Source organism: Candidatus Poriferisocius sp., from assembly GCF_965204145.1.
GTDB lineage: Bacteria > Actinomycetota > Acidimicrobiia > Acidimicrobiales > Bin134 > Poriferisocius.
Genome location: NZ_OZ241977.1, coordinates 1,470,510 through 1,488,782, shown reverse-complemented (window position 1 = coordinate 1,488,782; position 18,273 = coordinate 1,470,510). Strand labels below are relative to the sequence as shown.

At 62.9% G+C, this 18,273-nt stretch carries 19 protein-coding genes; 12 read left to right on the top strand and 7 right to left on the bottom strand.

Features of this window, described 5'->3' with window-relative positions; genetic code table 11:
- The first annotated feature begins 72 nt into the window (after positions 1-72).
- The 3 genes from ACOGI7_RS06815 (at position 73) to ACOGI7_RS06805 (ending at position 1,725) form a co-directional block, all read left to right on the top strand.
- Positions 73-330 (top strand): type II toxin-antitoxin system Phd/YefM family antitoxin, encoded by a 258-nt coding sequence (locus ACOGI7_RS06815; RefSeq protein ID WP_419851162.1) that lies wholly within the window; start codon positions 73-75, stop codon positions 328-330.
- Between the two features lie 8 nt (positions 331-338).
- Positions 339-707: a type II toxin-antitoxin system VapC family toxin gene (locus ACOGI7_RS06810; protein ID WP_419851161.1), complete on the top strand. Its 369-nt coding sequence runs from the start codon at positions 339-341 to the stop codon at positions 705-707.
- A 124-nt stretch (positions 708-831) separates the two neighbouring features.
- Complete coding sequence (locus tag ACOGI7_RS06805) at positions 832-1,725, top strand: NAD-dependent epimerase/dehydratase family protein (RefSeq protein WP_419851160.1); 894 nt, start codon at positions 832-834, stop codon at positions 1,723-1,725.
- 80 nt (positions 1,726-1,805) lie between these two features.
- On the opposite strand, the gene ACOGI7_RS06800 is transcribed toward ACOGI7_RS06805, so the two are convergent.
- Positions 1,806-3,017: a CaiB/BaiF CoA transferase family protein gene (locus ACOGI7_RS06800; protein ID WP_419851159.1), complete on the bottom strand. Its 1,212-nt coding sequence runs from the start codon at positions 3,015-3,017 to the stop codon at positions 1,806-1,808.
- A gap of 175 nt (positions 3,018-3,192) precedes the next feature.
- On the opposite strand from ACOGI7_RS06800, the gene ACOGI7_RS06795 reads away from it, so the two are divergent.
- A complete protein-coding gene (locus ACOGI7_RS06795) occupies positions 3,193-4,404 on the top strand; it encodes a cytochrome P450 (RefSeq protein ID WP_419851158.1) in 1,212 nt (403 codons plus the stop codon).
- Between the two features lie 42 nt (positions 4,405-4,446).
- Here ACOGI7_RS06795 and ACOGI7_RS06790 read toward each other — a convergent pair whose 3' ends face one another.
- Entirely contained in the window at positions 4,447-5,961 is a 1,515-nt protein-coding gene (locus ACOGI7_RS06790) for a nitroreductase family deazaflavin-dependent oxidoreductase (RefSeq protein WP_419851475.1), read from the bottom strand.
- Between the two features lie 114 nt (positions 5,962-6,075).
- On the opposite strand from ACOGI7_RS06790, the gene ACOGI7_RS06785 reads away from it, so the two are divergent.
- Positions 6,076-7,188, top strand: a complete 1,113-nt coding sequence (locus ACOGI7_RS06785) for a DUF1214 domain-containing protein (RefSeq protein ID WP_419851157.1) — start codon at positions 6,076-6,078, stop codon at positions 7,186-7,188.
- Positions 7,189-7,205: 17 nt separating this feature from the next.
- On the opposite strand, the gene ACOGI7_RS06780 is transcribed toward ACOGI7_RS06785, so the two are convergent.
- Together ACOGI7_RS06780 and ACOGI7_RS06775 are read right to left on the bottom strand one after the other, a co-directional pair.
- Positions 7,206-7,967, bottom strand: a complete 762-nt coding sequence (locus ACOGI7_RS06780; RefSeq protein ID WP_419851156.1) for an SDR family NAD(P)-dependent oxidoreductase — start codon at positions 7,965-7,967, stop codon at positions 7,206-7,208.
- A 25-nt stretch (positions 7,968-7,992) separates the two neighbouring features.
- Positions 7,993-9,072, bottom strand: coding sequence for a hypothetical protein (locus ACOGI7_RS06775; RefSeq protein WP_419851155.1), 1,080 nt, complete (start codon positions 9,070-9,072; stop codon positions 7,993-7,995).
- A 99-nt stretch (positions 9,073-9,171) separates the two neighbouring features.
- On the opposite strand from ACOGI7_RS06775, the gene ACOGI7_RS06770 reads away from it, so the two are divergent.
- Positions 9,172-9,735, top strand: coding sequence for a GNAT family N-acetyltransferase (locus ACOGI7_RS06770; protein ID WP_419851154.1), 564 nt, complete (start codon positions 9,172-9,174; stop codon positions 9,733-9,735).
- Between the two features lie 18 nt (positions 9,736-9,753).
- On the opposite strand, the gene ACOGI7_RS06765 is transcribed toward ACOGI7_RS06770, so the two are convergent.
- Both ACOGI7_RS06765 and ACOGI7_RS06760 read right to left on the bottom strand, forming a co-directional pair.
- Positions 9,754-10,134 (bottom strand): type II toxin-antitoxin system VapC family toxin, encoded by a 381-nt coding sequence (locus ACOGI7_RS06765; protein WP_419851153.1) that lies wholly within the window; start codon positions 10,132-10,134, stop codon positions 9,754-9,756.
- The gene (locus tag ACOGI7_RS06760) at positions 10,134-10,370 is read right to left on the bottom strand and encodes a hypothetical protein (RefSeq protein WP_419851152.1); all 237 of its coding nucleotides are present in this window, start codon (positions 10,368-10,370) and stop codon (positions 10,134-10,136) included. The genes ACOGI7_RS06765 and ACOGI7_RS06760 overlap by 1 nt, the downstream gene beginning before the upstream one ends.
- A gap of 59 nt (positions 10,371-10,429) precedes the next feature.
- Between ACOGI7_RS06760 and ACOGI7_RS06755 the strand changes: the two genes are divergently transcribed.
- The 6 genes from ACOGI7_RS06755 (at position 10,430) to ACOGI7_RS06730 (ending at position 15,817) form a co-directional block, all read left to right on the top strand.
- Positions 10,430-11,254 carry a TauD/TfdA dioxygenase family protein gene (locus ACOGI7_RS06755; protein WP_419851151.1) on the top strand — a complete coding sequence of 275 codons (825 nt, stop codon included), beginning with the start codon at positions 10,430-10,432 and terminating at the stop codon, positions 11,252-11,254.
- A gap of 15 nt (positions 11,255-11,269) precedes the next feature.
- Positions 11,270-12,565: a cytochrome P450 gene (locus ACOGI7_RS06750; RefSeq protein ID WP_419851150.1), complete on the top strand. Its 1,296-nt coding sequence runs from the start codon at positions 11,270-11,272 to the stop codon at positions 12,563-12,565.
- Entirely contained in the window at positions 12,562-13,356 is a 795-nt protein-coding gene (locus ACOGI7_RS06745) for an SDR family NAD(P)-dependent oxidoreductase (RefSeq protein WP_419851149.1), read from the top strand. Before ACOGI7_RS06750 ends, ACOGI7_RS06745 begins: the two co-directional genes overlap by 4 nt.
- Before the next feature lie 44 nt (positions 13,357-13,400).
- Positions 13,401-13,913 (top strand): cupin domain-containing protein, encoded by a 513-nt coding sequence (locus ACOGI7_RS06740; RefSeq protein ID WP_419851148.1) that lies wholly within the window; start codon positions 13,401-13,403, stop codon positions 13,911-13,913.
- Positions 13,910-14,707, top strand: a complete 798-nt coding sequence (locus tag ACOGI7_RS06735) for a hypothetical protein (protein ID WP_419851147.1) — start codon at positions 13,910-13,912, stop codon at positions 14,705-14,707. The genes ACOGI7_RS06740 and ACOGI7_RS06735 overlap by 4 nt, the downstream gene beginning before the upstream one ends.
- 66 nt (positions 14,708-14,773) lie before the next feature.
- Positions 14,774-15,817 carry a hypothetical protein gene (locus tag ACOGI7_RS06730; protein ID WP_419851146.1) on the top strand — a complete coding sequence of 348 codons (1,044 nt, stop codon included), beginning with the start codon at positions 14,774-14,776 and terminating at the stop codon, positions 15,815-15,817.
- A gap of 38 nt (positions 15,818-15,855) precedes the next feature.
- Here the strand turns inward: ACOGI7_RS06730 and ACOGI7_RS06725 are convergent, their stop codons facing one another.
- Complete coding sequence (locus ACOGI7_RS06725) at positions 15,856-18,234, bottom strand: glycoside hydrolase family 3 N-terminal domain-containing protein (RefSeq protein WP_419851145.1); 2,379 nt, start codon at positions 18,232-18,234, stop codon at positions 15,856-15,858.
- Positions 18,235-18,273: the final 39 nt, after the last annotated feature.

The following is an 18,273-nucleotide window of genomic DNA, read 5'->3' as shown; positions in this document are numbered from 1 at the left end:
TGACTTAGAGCAGAGCAGTACGCCAGCACAACCATGGTTGAAGTAGGTGATGCTCTTAGCTAAGCTAAGACTATGACTACTCGGGTGGTTAACACTCATGAGGCGAAGTCGCGGCTATCGGAGTTGATCCGTGAGGCCGAGGCGGGTGTCGAGGTGATCGTGGCCCGCAATGGGAATCCGGTTGCCAAGATCGTTGCATGGCGCCCCGATCGTCCGGCACGGGTTGCTGGAGCATGGGCTGGGCGGGTTGGCTACCGCGGCGATGTGGTCGGCTCCGATGCTGAGATCGTGGCCATGTTCGATAAGTCGGTTGAGGCAGATATGTCGTGAGGATCTTGGTGGATAGCCACGTTGCCCTGTGGTGGCTCGAAGGCAGCGAATCCCTGGGCTCGCAGTGCCGCCAATTGATCGAAAACGCCGATGAGGTCTACTTCTCGGCAGTCACTCCGTGGGAGCTTGGGATCAAGCGAGCGTTGGGCAAGCTGACCATGCCCGATGGTCTGGTCGCTGCGCTCCAGTCAGGGGGGTTCGTTCCCCTAGCCATCTCAACTGACCACGCCGAACATGCCCCGGCGCTTCCCACCCACCACCAAGATCCCTTCGACCGGATGCTCATTGCCCAGGCCCAACTCGAAGCGCTGGCACTCGTGACTGCCGACCAGTCTCTGGGTTCCTACGACATAGAAATCATCGACGCCCGACGCTGACCCTGATCCGTACGGACCGCGAAAGGTCAGATTCCTTAGCTGCTTGGGGTGCTTTGCTTCTAAGAGTGTCGCCTCGAAGGGTCGGGGATTAGTTTGAGCGCATCAAGCTGTAAAGGAGCCCATTGTGGAGTTGCGGAACAAAACCATTGTGGTGACGGGGCCGACGGGGATGGTGGGGCCGCCGCTGTGCAAGACCCTGGCCGCCGACAATCGGGTGATCGCGTTGGCCCGGTTCTCAGACCCTGATGCCCGGGCTGATCTAGAGGCCGGGGGAGTGGAGTGCATCGCGGTCGACTTTGTGAACGCAGACTTCTCGGCGGTTCCCCGCGAGGTGGATGCGGTGGTGAACCTGGCGGTCATCAAGACCGGCGACTGGAAGACCGACTTGGCAGTGTGCTCGGAGGCCACCGGCCACCTGATGAGCCACTTCCGTGACGCACAGGCGTTCCTGCACTGCTCTTCGGGGGCGGTTTATCAGCCCAGTGGCGGTGAGCCGTTCACCGAGGACAGTCCCCATGGCAACCATCACGCCCACATGATGCCGACCTATTCGATCTCCAAGATCGCCTCGGAGTCGGTGGCCCGGTTCGCAGCCAGAGAGTTCAATCTGCCCACGGTGATCGCCCGGCTGAATGTGCCTTACGGCGACACCAATGGCTGGCCGCTGTTCCATCTGCTGATGATGCGAGCTGGCATGGCCATCGAAGTTCATACCGACGGGGCCCGCTACAACCTCAACCACGACGAGGACATCGCCGCCGACATCCCCGTGCTGCTGGATCAGGCCTCGGTGCCGGCCACCACGCTCAACTGGGCCAGCCCCGGCTTAGTGTCGGTTGCCGAATGGTGCGAGTTCATGGCCGAGATCGACGGCTGCGATCCGCCCCAAATTGTCGAGTCGGAAAACGCCATCCCCAGCACCGTCATGGACACGAGCCGCATCGAGGCCCTGCGCCCCGACCGCATGGTGAAATGGCAAGACGGCATCCGGCGCCTGGTGCTGAACAATCCGGCCTGATCGACTGCCCTTTAGAGTTACTTGGCCGCCTCCGTCTGTGACGGGTTCCAGCAGGAATAGGCGCAGCCCACGATCGGAATTCAGGGGATGACTCCCGCGGTCTTCAGTGTCTGGATGTCGTCCCAGCTGCGGCCCAACTCCAACAAGACGGCTTCGGTGTGCTCCCCATGTTCTGGCGCCCGCCGCAAAGGTGGGGGCTGCTCGTCGAACTGCACCGGTACGGAGGGCAGCACGTAAAACTCACCGCTGTCAACCTGGACCTCGCCGATGTAGTCGTTGGCCAAGACCTGTGGATCGTCGACCAACTCCTCCACTGACTGGACCGGGGCCCAGGGCGCATTAATGCGGCTGAGGAGCGCTTTGCACTCCTCGAAGCTCCGCTTGCCGAACTCGGCGTCGAGTTCGGCCAGGCACGCTTCGCGATTCTCGGCCCGGACGGTTATGTCGGCGAAACGGGGATCCTCGGCAAGGTCGAGGCGGTCGAGGGCATGGCATAGATCGGCCCAATAGCGGTCGGGCTGAAGGAACACCAGCGACACGTGGCGGTTGTCTTTGGTTCGGTAGGTTTCGGTCAGCGGGTTGAAGAAGGTGCCGCGGCTGGCCCCTCGAGATATCTCACCGCCGTTCAGGGCCGCCAACAAATCCGACGACAGCGTCCACATTGCAGTGGCAAGAAGGCTCACGTCGACCACCGATCCTTCTCCGGTGCGGTGGCGGCGCAGCAGAGCGCCAGCGATGCCGAAGGCGAGCGCCATAGCGCCGCTGCGGTCGCCCATTGCGCCTCGCTGGGTGACTGGATAGTCCAGATCGGGTGGCGACAAGACGTGGGCGAGTCCGCCTCGGGCAAAGTAGGCGGAAGAGTCGTAGCCGGGCTGATCGGCGTCGGGACCCCTTACGCCGAAGCCGTGGCCGCGGGCGTAAACCAGGTGGGGAAACCGCTCCCTCACGGTACCGGCATCAAGCCCGAGACGTTCCAGCGCCCCGGGCCGGAGGTTGGTGATGAAGACGTCGGCGTATTCAAGAAGCTCGAGAAAGACGGCCATGCCTTCTGTTCGTTGTAAATCGATGGCAACGGAGCGCTTCCCCCGGTTGGCCAGTGCCATCGACAGGTTTACTCCGGCTCGCTCGGTTCCGATTCCCTGTGTGGCCAGGCCCCGATAGGCATCGCCCTCAAGCCGCTCGACCCGCACCACATCGGCGCCCCAGTCGGCCAGAATCGCTCCCGCCACTGGCACGAACACCCACTGGGCCAATTCCACGACCTTGACTCCGGCGAACACCTCGTCGTTCATCTGGCCTCCTGACCGGCGGGCCCCTCCAGCAACGAGCCCGGCCCACCCACTCGCCGACCGTGATGATTCCACATGGACAACGATCCAGTCTCACCTCGGGCGCCGATTGAGGCAGTTGGGCCAAGCCACTACCCTTCGGGCGCATCCAACAGGTACCGGCGTTGAAGGAGGACCTGTGGCTGCCATCGAACCCGACATCTTGTCGCCGACGTTTTTTGAGGACCCCAATGTGGTGCTGGAGGTCATGCGGGAGGAATACCCGGTGGTGTACCACGAGGCGACTGAAGCCTGGCTGATCTCGCGCTATGACGACGTCGAACGGGCCTTCAAGGACAAGGCGTTCACCTCCAAAAACTATGAGTGGCAACTGGAGCCCGTTCACGGCCGGACAATCCTCCAGATGGAGGGCCGCGATCACTCAGCGCACCGGAATCTGATCGCGCCCGCGTTCCGGGGCAGCGAGTTGACGGCCAAGTTCGTCCCGGTCATCGAGGCCAACGCCCGCGAACTCATCGACGGCTTCCGCCACGACGGCAAGGTCGACCTCGTCGACCAGTTCTCCATCCGCTTCCCGATCAACGTGATCGTCGACATGCTTGGCCTCGACAAGTCGGATCACGAGCGCTTCCAGAAGTGGTACCACTCGATCATGATGTTCCTGAGCAACCTCACCGGGGACGAGGAGGTCATGGCCCAGGGGCTCCAGACCAAAGATGAGCTCGAGGCCTACATGATGCCGATCATCGCCGAGCGTCGGGCCAACCCCGGCGACGACCTGCTCAGCACCCTGTGTACTGCCATCATCGACGGCGAGCAGATGACCGACCTGGAGATCAAGGCGTTCGTGTCGCTGCTGTTGGTGGCCGGGGGAGAGACCACCGACAAGGCCATGGCCAACATGATGATGAACCTGATCGCCAACCCGGATCAGCTCCAGGCCGTTCGTGAAGATCGCAGCCTCATCGACAACGCCTTCGCCGAGACGCTGCGGCACTCGCCGCCGGTGCAGATGATCATGCGCCAGCCCGAGGTAGACGTAGAGATGCACGGGGTGACCATCCCGGCCGGCTCCACGGTGACGTGTCTCATCGCCGGGGCCAACCGCGATCCCCGCCATTACGCCGATCCCGACACCTTCGATATTTTCCGCGAAGACCTAGACGTGTCCAAGGCATTCTCCGGGGCGGCCAACCACACCGGATTCTGCCTGGGCCGGCACTTCTGCATCGGAGCGATGCTGGCCAAGACTGAGGTGGACATCGCCACCAATCAACTGCTCGATGCCATGGAAGACGTTGCATTCGACGGAATGCCGCCCAAGCCCCAAGGCGTGTTCACCCGGGCACCCAAGACCATGCCGCTTACCTTCACCCCGACCGGTCGCTAGAGAACTACACCGGTGACGGTTCCAGAAGGTTCGATGAGCCCTTCAGCCCCCGTTGTCGGTGACGGGTTCAAGCTCGAACAGGCGCAACTCGCGTTCGGTCACGGCGTCGTACTCGGTCCAAAGCGGATACCAGGCCACCGCGGTTTCCCATCTCGAGTCACGCTCGGCGCCGGTGAGGAGCCGAGCCCTCACGGGTATCCGCTGGCCGCGGAACAGGATCTGGGCATCGGGGTTGGCCAACAAGTTTGCCGTCCACGCGGGATGATCTCCGCGGGCGAAGTTGCTGCCTACCACCAAGAAGCGACCTTCCTCTAGGGGAACCGCGCCGAGCGGCGTCTCCCTGGTCAGGCCAGATTTGGCGCCAGTTGAGAAGAGCATGAGCATCGGCTGAGCGGCGGAATCGAGCAGAGTGCGGCCTCGGGTGAGCCGGTTGATCGCACGGTGGACCCGCGGGACGACGAGGGGGCCGAGGGTCCTGAAGGGCCGCGACAGCACCACGCGGGGCGGCATCCGGAACCCCTTGGGCGGTGTCGGCGCTTTGCTGGGGTCAGGAGAGGGGAGTGCTTTGCCGATCTGGCGGTTGGAGAGGAGGCCGGCTTTGTGCCAAGCAGCCAGGCTGTCGGCGAACGTCTCTTCAATATTACGGAACTCAACCCCGTACACGGTGAGATCGCTGTCTTCTGATCCTTCCCATTGGGTGAGCACGCTCATGCTGAATCGATTCATGGCCGCATTGATCGGCACGACACGCCGGATCGAATCAGCCATTCGGCCAATCCCTCGGAGCGCCGACGGAGGAAGCGGCATCATGGGGAATCTTCGACCCGTGATGTCGCGGTGGATGCGGGCAAAGTCGTTCATGTCAACCAAATGACCGCCGCACATGATTCGGCGGGGCCCATGGCCCGGTTCGAGCAGCGCCACGAGGAGCGAGGCCATGTCTCGGACATCGGAGATCGCCACCGCGGCCCTTCGGGTGGGAATGATGCCGGTTGCCGTGAATCGGGCCATGTCTTCGCTGGCCTCGCCGAAGGCCGAGCCCGCGGGCGGCCCGATCACTGCGCTCGGATACACGATCGCCAAGGGAGCACCATCGGCCTGGAGCTTGCGGGCCACCATCTCCGCATCGGCTTTGGCTTGGCCGTATGTGTATCCGGCTGACGAAGGCGGGTGGTCAACCGTGAGGGAGCCAGCACCGGGGTCAAACAAAGCGGCCACGCTGGAGAGATGGATGATCGGGTCGAGTTCCATTTCGTGAGCCTTGTGGAGCACAAGCCGGGCTCCGGCGATGCTGTTCTCGATCCCCTGGGCGTTGCCCCGCGCGTCGAGTGACACGACTGCGGCGCAGTGAATCACCGCATCGGCGCCCTCGAGAGCCGCGGCGACGGCCTCAGGATCGGTCATGTCGCCCGCTATGTGGTCGATGGTAGGTATATCGAAGGCTGAGCAGAGGCTTTCAAGCTTCTCGGGCGACCTGACCAAGGCGCAGACCTCGTGACCAGCCTGAATCGCACGCGCCACGGTGTGACCGCCGATGAATCCCGTTGCCCCCGTCATCATCACCCGCACGGGTCACCACCCTAGTGGCGATCCCCTCGCCTCCAAGCACAATGTCTGGTAGTGGTCTTGGTGGGTAGCCTTCCCAGTGCTCGGCAACGCATGGAGGAGCAGATGACTGATCGATCGGGACAGGTTTGGGATGAGCTCGTCGAATTGATGGGCGAGATAGAACGTGATTGGGGGCGCGAAGCCAGGGCCATGCCGACTGCGGACGAACGGGCCGAAGCGCGGATATTCGCGCTCAACTCGCTTCAGCACGCCCTGGAGTTTTGGTCGCAGGCCGACCCGGCTCGGCCTTGGTTCTACCGGTGGTTCTCTCCCACCAAGAAGCTCCTGGGCGACAATCCCGACGCCATCTACTACGGCTCGGTGATCGATCCCGAGCGCGACTATGTGATCAGGGGAAACCTGGCTGGAGCGGTTTATACGTCCTTTACTGTCGAGGTTGGGACAGCCGGTGGGGGCATGTCGAAAGCGCTGGGGGCCACGCTCAACGACGATGAGATAAAGGTGGGTTCGGATGGGAGCTACGAGCTGCACCTGAGTCAGAACCCCCAGCCCGACAACTGGCTGGCGCTCACCCCAGAATCAGGCAGCGTTACCACCCGCCATTATTTTGAATGGGATCGTCCGGCGGCGACCGACCCGAACATGCACGTTCCACTGTCCATTGAACCGACGGTCGATCCCGGACCTCCACCCATCCCCGACGACGAGGCCTGCGCCCTGGGTCTCCAGAGGGTCATCACATTCCTTCGCAGCGTGACCGTGGACTGGCCCACTGGTCCTCGCGACATTCCGCTGGACTGGGTGTCCTCCGAGCCCAATCGGTTTACCAACCCCCCGCTCGACGAGGGCAACCGCGCTATCGGCTACGCCGCGGCCGACAATGCCTACCGCAGCACCCGCTATGAGCTGGGGCCCGATGAAGCGCTTGAGATCCGCGGTCGGTTCCCGAACTGCCGTTTTGCCAACGTCGTGCTGAACAACCGGTTCATCCAGACCCCTCCGTATCGGCAGCGCCGGGTCTCGCTCAATCGTCGCCAGACCGTCTTGGAGCCAGACGGGTCGTTCCGCATGATCCTCGCCCATCGCGATCCCGGCGTACCCAACTGGCTGGACACCGCCGGAGCACCCACCGGCACCGTCTTCTGGCGCTATTTGCTCCCCGACGAACAGCCCACCCAACTCGAAACCCAGGTGCTGTCTGTGGACGATCTGTAGGCGAGGTAACTGCTTACCTATAGGTCGCGTCCTAGGAGGCTGAAGCACTGGCCGGTCGGGCCATCTTGTGGTGAACGGGTAGCGAGAAATGCCACGTACTCCGCAACTTCGCTGGGCTCTTTGACCCGATCCCCGCCGAGCGCCGGCTCAAGTTCGTTGAGGCGGTCCATTGGCAGCCCGACCGTCCAGCTCAAGAGCTCGGTGGCAACCGCGCCGGGCACAATCTCGTTGACCGTGATTCCCCGGGGACGAAGCTCCTTTGCCAGCGTGCGGACGTACATCGAGACGGCGGCCTTCGCCGAGCAATAGGCGGCGGCCCCTGGTGAGGGCGAATGACCCTGTCCGGAGCCGATCACGATGATATGGCCGCCTTCGCCAGCAGCCAGTAGCTCGAGTGCGGTGTCGCAGCAGAAGTGCACCCCATGCACATTGACGTCGAAGCAGCGGTCCCAGTCTTCATCAGCGAGTTCCCCGACGGGGGTAAGCGGCTGCATGGCACCGGCATTGTTCACCAGGATGTCGAGGCGACCAAAGATCTCTTCGGTTCGGTCAAAAAGATGGCGGACTTCGGAGCGCGAGGTCACATCCGTCGCAATCACCTCGGCCCGCCCGCCAGCTTCCTCAATTCCGGCCGCGGTCTCGTCAAGTTCGTGCGAGGAGCGAGCCGCCAGCACGACCGAGGCGCCTTCTATGGCCAAACGCTCAGCAGTTGCCCGCCCAATACCACGTCCCGCGCCGGTTACGACTGCGACCTTTTCTGTGAATGGTTTTGTCGACATTAGACCTCCCTTGCGGCCCTCCCCGTCATGTCCGGTATCGCCAGGCGATGTGGGAGGAGCGGCGGGCGATTTGGGCTTGGCGATCTGCTGAGGGCAAGTTGAGTTCGCTGATGGGGACGACGTAGGCGTCGACCACGGGGGTGTCGGGCGGGTGCCACCAGCGGATGGTGCACAGCACTGAATCCCGGCCCTCGGTGTCGAGCCAGTTGGCGCCTCCCGGGTCGGTGCCGGCGATCACTATGGGTCCAGGCTCGATGAGGGCGTGGTTTAGGCAGGTCAGCCGGTTGGTGAAGTCGAGCGCCTCGTACCACGGCCGGTTGTAGAGCTGGATGTCCCACATGGTGGCGCCCCGGTGGCCGATCTCGACCACGAGGGCCTGATCGGGGTCGAGGGCCACGCCGGCATGGCTGTAGATGAGGGTCTTGACGCCGCGCCCCATTCCGGCCGGAGGCAGGAACATGTTGGGAGGCTGGTCGCCAAGCATGCGCTCCTGGTAGCCGTTCCAGAACGCGAAGGAGTGCTCGATCTCGCCCAGGGCTGTCCCGAGGATGGCGGCGGCATCAATCTCCGGTTTGGGTTCGCCCACGGTGTCGAGGCGCTCAATGACGAACGTGGCCGGCTCGGAGGGCTGCCAGTCGAAGTAGTAGTCGCGGATGTGCACAAACGACCCCTCGGGGTCAAGCGGCAGCCAGCTTTGGGTCTCGTCGTCGGGGTCCTCGCCGCCGAGGAGGATGTCGATCTCGTCACCCGGCCCTAGCCCGAGGCTGGAACCGGTTACCTCGAGACCCACTCCCGCGCCGCCGCTTTGGGTGGCACCGAGCTTGATCTGGAGCACGAACTCTTCGCAGGCCCCCATGTGGCCCGAGATTCGGTATACCCCGTCACCGTCGATCGCGGTCCGGCGAGCCACCTGATCCGCATTGGGCCCACCCCACTGGTACACGGGATCGCTGCTCCGAAAAAATGCAGGGTGGCGGGGGTCGTTGTGGCCGATCGCATAGGTCAGCCAACAGGCCACTTGGTTGGCCAGGTGCCGCTGTCCCTCATCATCCAGCCCTTCGCCAAGGACCTCTATCCGTTCGCAGAATTCGCTCCAGGTAGTCATAGACGTATTGAAAAATAGACCACCCTTGGCCTGGTAGCGATCTTCCGGGTAGTGGTAATTCCGCTGAGAACTCCAAACTCAATGTGGAATTGTTGAAGAGTGAGCGTTCTGCCCGAGCTAGTCGTCGGCCCCCGCCTGGTCTTGCGGCGCTGGCGGGTCAGCGACATGGAGATCTTGCGGGACGCTATCCAAGACAGCATCGATCATCTGCGGCCGTGGATGTCGTGGATCGAGTTCGAGCCTCTGAGTGATCGCGACCGGAAAGCGCTTATCCGTCGCTGGGAGGATGACCGGAAAGCCGGCAAAGAAGTCGTGTTCGGAGCCTTCGAGGGAGACCAGGTGGTAGGCGGTTGCGGCCTCCACCGTCGCGCTGGCCCCAAGACACTGGAAATCGGCTATTGGGTTCACGTCGATCACCTGCGAAAGGGATATGCCACCGAGATGGCCCGCATCCTCACATCTGCCGCGTTCACCGTTCCCGACATCGAACGAGTCGAAATCCACCACGACAAAGCCAACACCCGTAGCGGGGCCATACCTGAGGCTCTCGGCTACCACCTCGACGGAGAGTCGAAAGTCACACCCCACGCCCCAGCCACCACCGGAATCGACGTCGCTTGGTCAATGACCAAAGAAGCGTGGGATGTCTCCGTCGCCACTTAGGTTCGCTTGAAGCCGCCCTTACGCAGCGAGTGTGGGAATGGGGTAGGCGAGGATTTCTTTATCGGCGGTTACGAGGGTGCAGCCTTCAGTGCTGGCTTGGGCGATGAGGAGCCGGTCGAACGGGTCGGCATGGAGCAGGGGGAGTGTTCGTAGTCCCATGGCGTGGGCGGGAGTCAGGTCGAGCCAGGCAGCGCCGAGCTTTGCGGCCAGGGTGTAGCAGCTATGTTCCATTGCCAGCTTCCTGAGCTTCCGTTTGATCTCGATCTCGGCAACCGAGACAGACGACACCAATAGTCGGTTGGTCGGATCTTCCAGCGCGTCGACTGCTTCGCCGGAGAGACGTTCTGGTGCCTCATTGGCCCAAAGCACTACATGAGTGTCGAGCAGCAGGTCCCCCATCAGATCGGGTCGCTAAGGGAGGCGAGCACTTCTTGCGGCGTCTCATCGAAGTCGTCAGCCACGGTGATTGATCCGCGGAGCTGGCCGAGCTGGCGGCGCGCTGGGGGATCGGCCGCCAGCCTGAGCCCTTCTGTCAGTAGCTCGTTGATGACTTCTCCGAGTGTTCGGCGGGACTCGAACGCCATGCGTCGCGCTTCCTCGTAGACTTCGTCGTCAATCGACACTGTTGTGCGCATATGCGCATCATAACATCAATAGGAGATGTATGGTTGACTAGTTTCGGGAGGCCATCAGGATGCGAATCGAACCGCTTACGGCGGCGCTTGGGGCGGAGCTATCGGAGGTTGACCTGCGAGAACTCGATGCTGACACGACGGCGGAGCTGCGGAGAGCGCTCTTGGAATACAAGGTGGTGGGAATTCGCGACCAGTTTCTCGATGATGCCGACCACATCCGTCTGGCTGAGTCGCTGGGTGAGCCGTGGATCCATCCGATGGACCGTCTTGCCGGAGTCGACAAGGCCGAGCCGTCGGAGTTACGGGTCAAAAGCGACCACCAGCTGCTGACCGACCGGTGGCATTTGGATGTGCTCTATGCGCCCAACCCTCCTGCTTTCGGCATCTTGAGAGCGATCGATGTTCCGCCGGTGGGCGGCGACACCATGTGGGCCAATCTGGTGTTGGCCGCTTCTTGGCTGCCCGACGAACTGCGGAAGCAAATGCAGGGAAGTTCCACCGTACACAGCGTGCCCGACACGCTCATTGGACTGAAACAGCGGTTGTTCCCAGAATTCGATCCGCAGATCTGGCGGGACAATCTCCAAGGGGTGCGCCAGCCCCTGCTGCGACGGCATCCCGAGACGGGGGAAGAGACCATCTTCTGCGTGGGGGAGGCAACGGTCGACGGTCTTGACGATGATGCCGGCCATGACCTCATGGCCGCGGTCACCGAGTACGCCACCAATCCCAGCGTGACCTGCCGCTGGCGCTGGCGAAACGGTGACGTGGTGATATGGGACGAGCGTTGCACCGCTCACTTCGCCGTACGCGACCCCTGGGAAGGGGAGCGCGTGCTGCGGCGGCTGCTTGTGGAGGGCGATTGCCCGGTGGCGGCCGAATAGCTATCCGGGGTGGCGATGACAGATTCACTGGATGACAGGATTCAGCGGCTGCTAGATCGCGACGAGGACCTGCTGGCTTCGCCTTGGCAGCTCTTCGACGACGTGCGGGAGGCCTCGGAGCCGGCCTTCTATAGCGAGGCAATGGGGGCCTGGGTCATAACCGGCTACAAGCTGCTGCACGACATCGTTGTCGACCCGGAAACGTGGTCGAACCGGTCACCAACCGCGACCTATGACTTCCGGAATCCGGTGGCAGATCACACCGCAGCTATTGCTGGGGAGCCGGACATGGCTGAGGCGGTCAGCCGTTTTCGAAGCCGCAATCGGGGGCGGGTGCTAAACACCGCCGATCCGCCCGAGCATGTTCGACAGCGCCGGGCGCTGAATAGGGCGTTCCGTCCTGCCCGCCTCCGGGCGCTGGAGCCCGAGGTCATATCGGTATCTGAACAGCTGGTTGCTGAATTCGCCCATCGGGGCCGGGCTGACCTGTTTCGCGAGTACGCCGTCTTGTTGCCCATGGTGATGATCTCTCGAATGCTCGGCGTCCCCGAGGAAGAGCTCGGGAAGTTCAAAGGATGGTCGGATGACTTCGCCATTCCCATCGGACGGGCCAACCCAAGCCGGGACGAAGTACGCAGCTACATCAGGTCTGAGTCCGAGTTCGAGGACTATTTCTCGGCCATGATCGAACAGCGTCAGACCGAGCCGCGAAACGATTTGATTTCGGATGTGGCCAACGCCGAGGTCGACGGCGAGCCCTTGACCCACGAAGAGCGGATAACCGCGTTGAGACAGTTTCTGCTGGCGGGCAACGAGACGACTACCACGCTATTGGCCAACATCGGCCATCGACTGGCCACCGATCATGAGCTGCGCGACCGACTGGCAGAGAATCGGGATCTGGTGCCCGCCTTCGTGGAGGAGGCCCTCCGCCACGAAGCACCGGTGACCGGGTTGTTTCGAGTTGCCACCCGAGACACCCAATTGGGCGATAAGCCAGTGGCCAAAGGCGAGTTCGCATGGGTGGCATTCGCGGCGGCCAATCGAGACCCCGAGTTGTGCCCGATGCCCGGTGAGTTCGACATTGACCGCGACCCCAATGACCACGTTGCCTTTGGCTATGGCGAGCATTACTGCATCGGCCAGGGCCTGGCCCGCCTTGAGGGCAAAGTGGGCACCAATGCCCTGTTGGATTTGCCCAACCTGACCCTCGCCGATGACCACACCTACAACTACATGGACAGCTATATCCTCCGCGGCCTCACCCAGTTGTTGGTCACCTTCGATTCCCCAAAGGAGCATGAAACATGAGCACTCGCAGCGACAGAAGGGTTGCCATCGTTACCGGGGCACGGCCCTGGGGAGTTGGTGGGGTAACGGCGCGAGCCCTTGCCCAACGTGGCTACGACATCGCACTGGTGGACATTCGCCAGGACTGGGGGGAACAGAGCGTCGAGGCAGTCATGGGAGAGACCGGCCAGCGGGCGATCTGGGTGCGCGCCGACGTGTCGAATCGAGATGATGTCGCCGGCATGGCCGCCACGGTGCTCGGGGAGTTCGGCCGCATTGACGCCCTGGTCAACAACGCCGCAATCGGCGGGGCCAGCAGCACCGAGAGCTTTGAGGTAGAGGAATTCAACCGGGTGATCGGCGTCAACTTGCTCGGTCCGATGCTGTGTACTCAGGCAGTGGTTCCGGCCATGAAGGAGGCCAACTACGGCCGGGTGGTCAGCGTGGCCTCGACGGCACCGTTCAACCCGCCGCCCGCTGACATGAGCCCAGTGTCCCTCTACAACGCCGCCAAAGGGGGGTTGATTGCCTGGACCAAGTCGGCCGCCGCTGAGCTCGCCCCCTACGGCATCGTGGTCAATGTCGTCGCCCTCGGGGGGATTTCGACTGGGGGCATGGGCAGCGAGAATCCTCCGACTCCCGAACAGGACGAGCACATGTTGAATGTCGTGCATCGCGGCTTGCTGCCCTGGGGCCGGGTACTGAGGGTTGACGAGGCAGCCGATGTGATCGCCTATGCCGCCTCCGCGCCGAGCCACGCCATGCTCGGGGCCACAATTCACGCCAGCGGCGGACGGGTAATGCCGCTCTGAGTTCGGCTACAGAAGAACCCCAACAACAAGGAACGAGGCAGAAGATGGACAGCGCCCACACGATCCGCCGCGTGGTCACAGGACACGATGCCGACGGTAAGTCGGTTGTCGTCTTCGACGATGTTCACGACTACAAGCGCCGAGTGCAGATCTGGACAACGGAGGGTTCTCCGGCAGACAACTCCGGGGAGGTGGCCGATGCCGCATTGCGGGAGACTCGCCTTGAGGCCCCGCCCCAGGGATCGTTGTTCTGGATGGTGGAGCTTCCCCCCAGTCGGGAACTCGCCTCGGGGGCAGCTGCCGAGACAGCGGAACGGCTCGCCGCAGAAGGAGCCGTCACCCACCGTGATGGCCACCCAGGGATGCACACCACCAGGACTATCGACTACATGGTGGTTCTCGACGGTGAAGTCACCCTGCTGCTGGACGAGGGCGAGGTGACCCTGCGCAAATACGACACGGTGGTCCAGCGCGGGACTGCCCATCACTGGGAGAACCGAGGCACCGAGCCGGCCCGCCTAGCCTTCGTTCTGCTCGATGCCCAGCCATTGCCGTGAGCAGCTTCGCCTCATCTATCGCCCGCTCAAGCCCTTCAGGGAGACCATCAGATGAGATCCCCGGAGTGCTGGCGCTGGGGCGCGGCGACGTTGCGGAGATGTTCGTGTCGCTGTCGGCCCGCCACCCAGAGGGCCGCGATGCCGAGTACTTGGCTTGGCATACGCTCGACCACCGAGCCGAACAGCATCGGCTGCTTGAGGTCCGCGGATCGCTTCGCTTCGTGTCCACGCCGGCATGCCGGTCAGCGCGTGTTGCGGCCGACCCCCGCTATGAGGCCACCGACCACTTCATGGTGTACCTGTTTACCGACCAAGCGGCAATGGACTCGTTTTATGGTCTCGGGGAAGAACTCTTCAAAGCCGGCCGAATGCCGCATCGGCTTCCCGCCGTGGAGGGAGACCTCTACACGCTGGCCGGCAAGGCCGCTGCCCCACATGCCGTTGCCGGAGCAGACGTCCTCCCGTGGCGTCCGGCACTCGGGGCGTATCTGCTCGTCGAGCTTGGAGTCGCCGCCGCTGACCGTCTGGTCGACATCGATGGCGTCGCCGGTGTGTGGTGGGCCGTCTCCGATCTAGGAAGATCCATGGGCTATGACTGGTTTGTCACCCCCACATCGCCCGACGAGGGCCCCAAACAGGTCAGCCTCTGCTTCATTGACGGTGACCCGGTCGACGCGGCCCGCCGACTCCAGCCGATATTGGAGAAGCGATGGGCAGACGGATTGGCGAGGCCGCTGCTGGCTGCTCCCTTCTACTCCGTCGTCCCCTACGAGTGGGACCGCCACTTACCCTAATGATTCGCCTATGTCCTCGTATGTCAGCAGTTAGACCGTGTTGATAGGCCTCGTTACGGTTGGCAGATGACTAGATCACGTCAATGGCTGGCCACGCTGGTGGTCGTAGTTCTGGTGGCTGCGGGGTGTGGTGGGGGAGAAGACAAGACCAATGTGACCACGATCGGAGTACTCAGCGCAGCGCTCGCCGACACTGCTGAAGCCTCTACCTATCGGGTGTCGCTCTTTGTGGGCTCGACGTTTGCGCTGCCCGCCATGGGCTTCGAATCCGAGACCGGCATCGACGGGCAGGGGCCGACAATGGTTGGCGAGATCAGCACCGAGCGGGAGCACCTCGTCATAGACATCGGAACGATGTTGGAAGGACTGCTGGGCGACATTGGTGACCTCGGTGACCTCAGGCTTGAAACGTGGGTTGACGGCGAGTGGATAGTCATGGACACAAGCAGCTATCAGCGACTAGCGGATGCCAACCCAGAAGTCGACCTTGGCCCGATTGCCCCCGGAGTGTTCTCAATTGACCTCGCCGCTATTGGGGCAGAGAGCCCTGAACTCTTGAGAGCGCTGGTGGGCTCCTCACCGCCAGATCTGAGTGAGCTGGCGGTGAGTCTTCCGACAGCCCTCAGAGAGATCGAACAGACTTCGACAAGCCCCCAAATTTTTGTCGGGACAGCCATTTACGCTGATTTGCTGGCAGCCCAAGGTATCGATGTGATTGACAGTGCCCGTTCTCAGGCCGCTGGTCAGGCTCTCGCCCAACCAATAAGCGTTGATGCGCTGACCGACTTCTATGTGGACTTCTTTGAGAACCTTGATGCTGAAGTGGTCATTGAACTCGATGAGCGCGGGCTGTTGCGTGTCTTCACGACTAGAGCGGACATGTCAGATATCTTCTCCAAAATGCTCGACGCCGAGGGCTTGTTGCCGGAGACGAGCGAACAAGGGAGACGAGAAGCCAAAGAGATGTTCAAGGACGCCGTGCTGGTGTTGGAGACCCGGTCAGTTTACGAGGCTGACATCAACCTCGAAGTGCCGCTACCCCCGGAGACAACTGAAGACCGCACCGAGCAGTGGCGCCAATTCTTGATCGACGCCGGCTTCACAGGCTGAGACATAACACCCGGGGCTCAATTTGGAGAGCGGTGCGTTCAGCTGACCTCGGCCGTTGTGACGATGATGGACCGCCGGTCGTACCGAGCGGTGTTGCCGGTCAGGTCGACCGGGATCTCTCGCATGGCAGGGTCGTGGGACCCGCCACCTACTCGGAAGGTGAACGTTCCGGGCTCGGTGGCAAGGGCCATGTCGAGGCCGTGGAAGGCCAGTCGGCTGGGGTGGATCGTGAAGGTGACGGTGCGGGATTCGCCCGCGGGGATGGCCACCCGGGCGAAGCCGATGAGCTCGCGGATCGGCCGGGCCACTGAAGCGACCTCGTCGGTCGCATAGAGCTGCACGATTTCGTCGCCGTCGCGATGGCCGGTATTGGCAACGGGCACCGCGATTGTGGTGGCCTCAGCCGTCGATCCGAGAACCACCGAGGGCTCGCCGTATTCGAATGTGGTGTACGACAGGCCGTGTCCGAACCAATAGAGCGCGTCGGTGTCGCGGTCAACGTAGCTGCCGTAGAACTCCGACCGGTCGCCCCGCCGCCGCATGTCATGGTGCAGTGGGATCTGTCCGACGTGTTTGGGCAGAGAGACCGGGAGCCGGCCCGCCGGGTTGACGACGCCGACCAACACATCGGCGATGGCCGTGCCACCCTCCTCGCCGGGAAGGATTGACCAGAGCAGGGCGTTGGCAGCCCCAGCCTCGGCTTCGAGCGTGTGGACCCGCCCGCTGATCACAACGACGACGGTCGGAGTGCCGGTGGCCGCAACCTGGGCTGCCAGCTGCGACTGCACGCCGGGAAGGCCAAGGTCGGTGGCGTCGCGGGCCTCGCCCACGGTCGCGTCGGCAACCAGCCCCGAGCGGGCGCCCACGCACACAATGGCGACATCGGCTGACGCCGCCGCCGCAACGGCGTCTTCGATACCCGACGCGTCGTCGCCGGAATCGGCGCACCCCGCCGCATGGACGATCTCGGTGCCGGGCAGCGCGGCGCGCAAGCCGTCCAATGGCGTCACATGGGGAGTGAAGTGCGGACCCGGGGAGAACGTCCCTCCGGACTCGGGCAGCTGATCCAGCCCCTGTTCGATGCCGAGCGCTTCGATGGCTTCGATCATTTCTGCGCTGCGATTCTGGTAGATGATCTCCAGATGGGCGGGATAGTGGTAGTCGCCCTGGAGAAGACGAGGATCGTCGGCGTGAGGACCGATGACCGCCACCTTGGAGATCGATGAGCTGAGGGGCAGCACCCCGTCATTCTTCAGCAGGATCACCCCCTCGGCCGCAGCCCGGCAGGCCAACGCTCGCTGGTCGGGGGTGTCGAATACGTCGGGCGCAGAATCGGCGTCCACATATGGGTTTTCGAACAGCCCGAGTTGAAACTTTTGGGCCAGCACCCGAGCACAGGATTCGTCGATGATCGACTCATCGATTCGGCCTTCTTGGATTGCGGTGGGCAGGTGTTTGTAGCAGTCGAGCGCCGGCAGCTCGATATCGAGTCCCGCGCTGAGCGATTGGATGGCCGACTCGGTGGGATCTGCCGCAGTCATGTGGTTGAAGTGCAACTGCATGACCGCGAAGTAGTCGGCCACCACCGTTCCCTCGAAGCCCAGCTCACTTCGCAAGAGATCGGTCAGCATCGCTCGGCTGGCCGCCACGGGCACACCGTCGATCGACGAATAGCTGTTCATGATCGACGCTAGGCCCGCCTCGCGGATGGCGGCCGCGAACGGCTCGGCATACACCTCGCGAAGCTCTCGATGGCCGAGGTGGACAGGCGCTTGATTCCGGCCGCCGAGGGAATACCCGTAGCCCAGGAAATGCTTGCCGGTGCATACCACGCCATTGGCCAAATCGTCGGTTTGGAGGGCCCGGACGTAGGCAACGCCCATCCGGGCGCACAACTCCGGCGACTCCCCGTAGGTTTCCTCGACCCGGCCCCAGCGGGGATCCCGGGCGACGTCCAAAACGGGGGAGAGGTTGTGGCGGGCGCCGACGGCGGTCATCTGGGTGCGGATCACCTCTGCGACCTCGGCCATGAGATCCACATTCCAGGTAGCCGCCAAACCCAACCCTTGGGGAAATGTGGTGGCGCCGCGGTGGAGGAAGCCGCCGACGCCCTCCTCGTGGATCACCGTGGGAATCCCCAGCCGGGTGCGTTCCACCAACACCTTTTGAATGGCGTTGCCGAGCTGAGCCGACTCGTTGGCCAGCAGTCCAGTGCTCGCCCCGATGCGGGTGACTTGGCCGATGCCATTGACCAGCGTCTCAGCCACAGCGTCGGCGTCGAAGGTCTCGTCTTGAACCAGAGCAGTCAGCCAAATCGCTCCTAGCTGAGCCACCTTCTCTTCCAGTGTCATCCGCCCCAGAAGGTCGGCAACTCGGTCGTTGATGGCCGCGTTCGGATCGCGATAGGTCTCAGTCATGGTGTCTCCTCTGGTGGCCTTCTCTGCTTAGCACTCCCA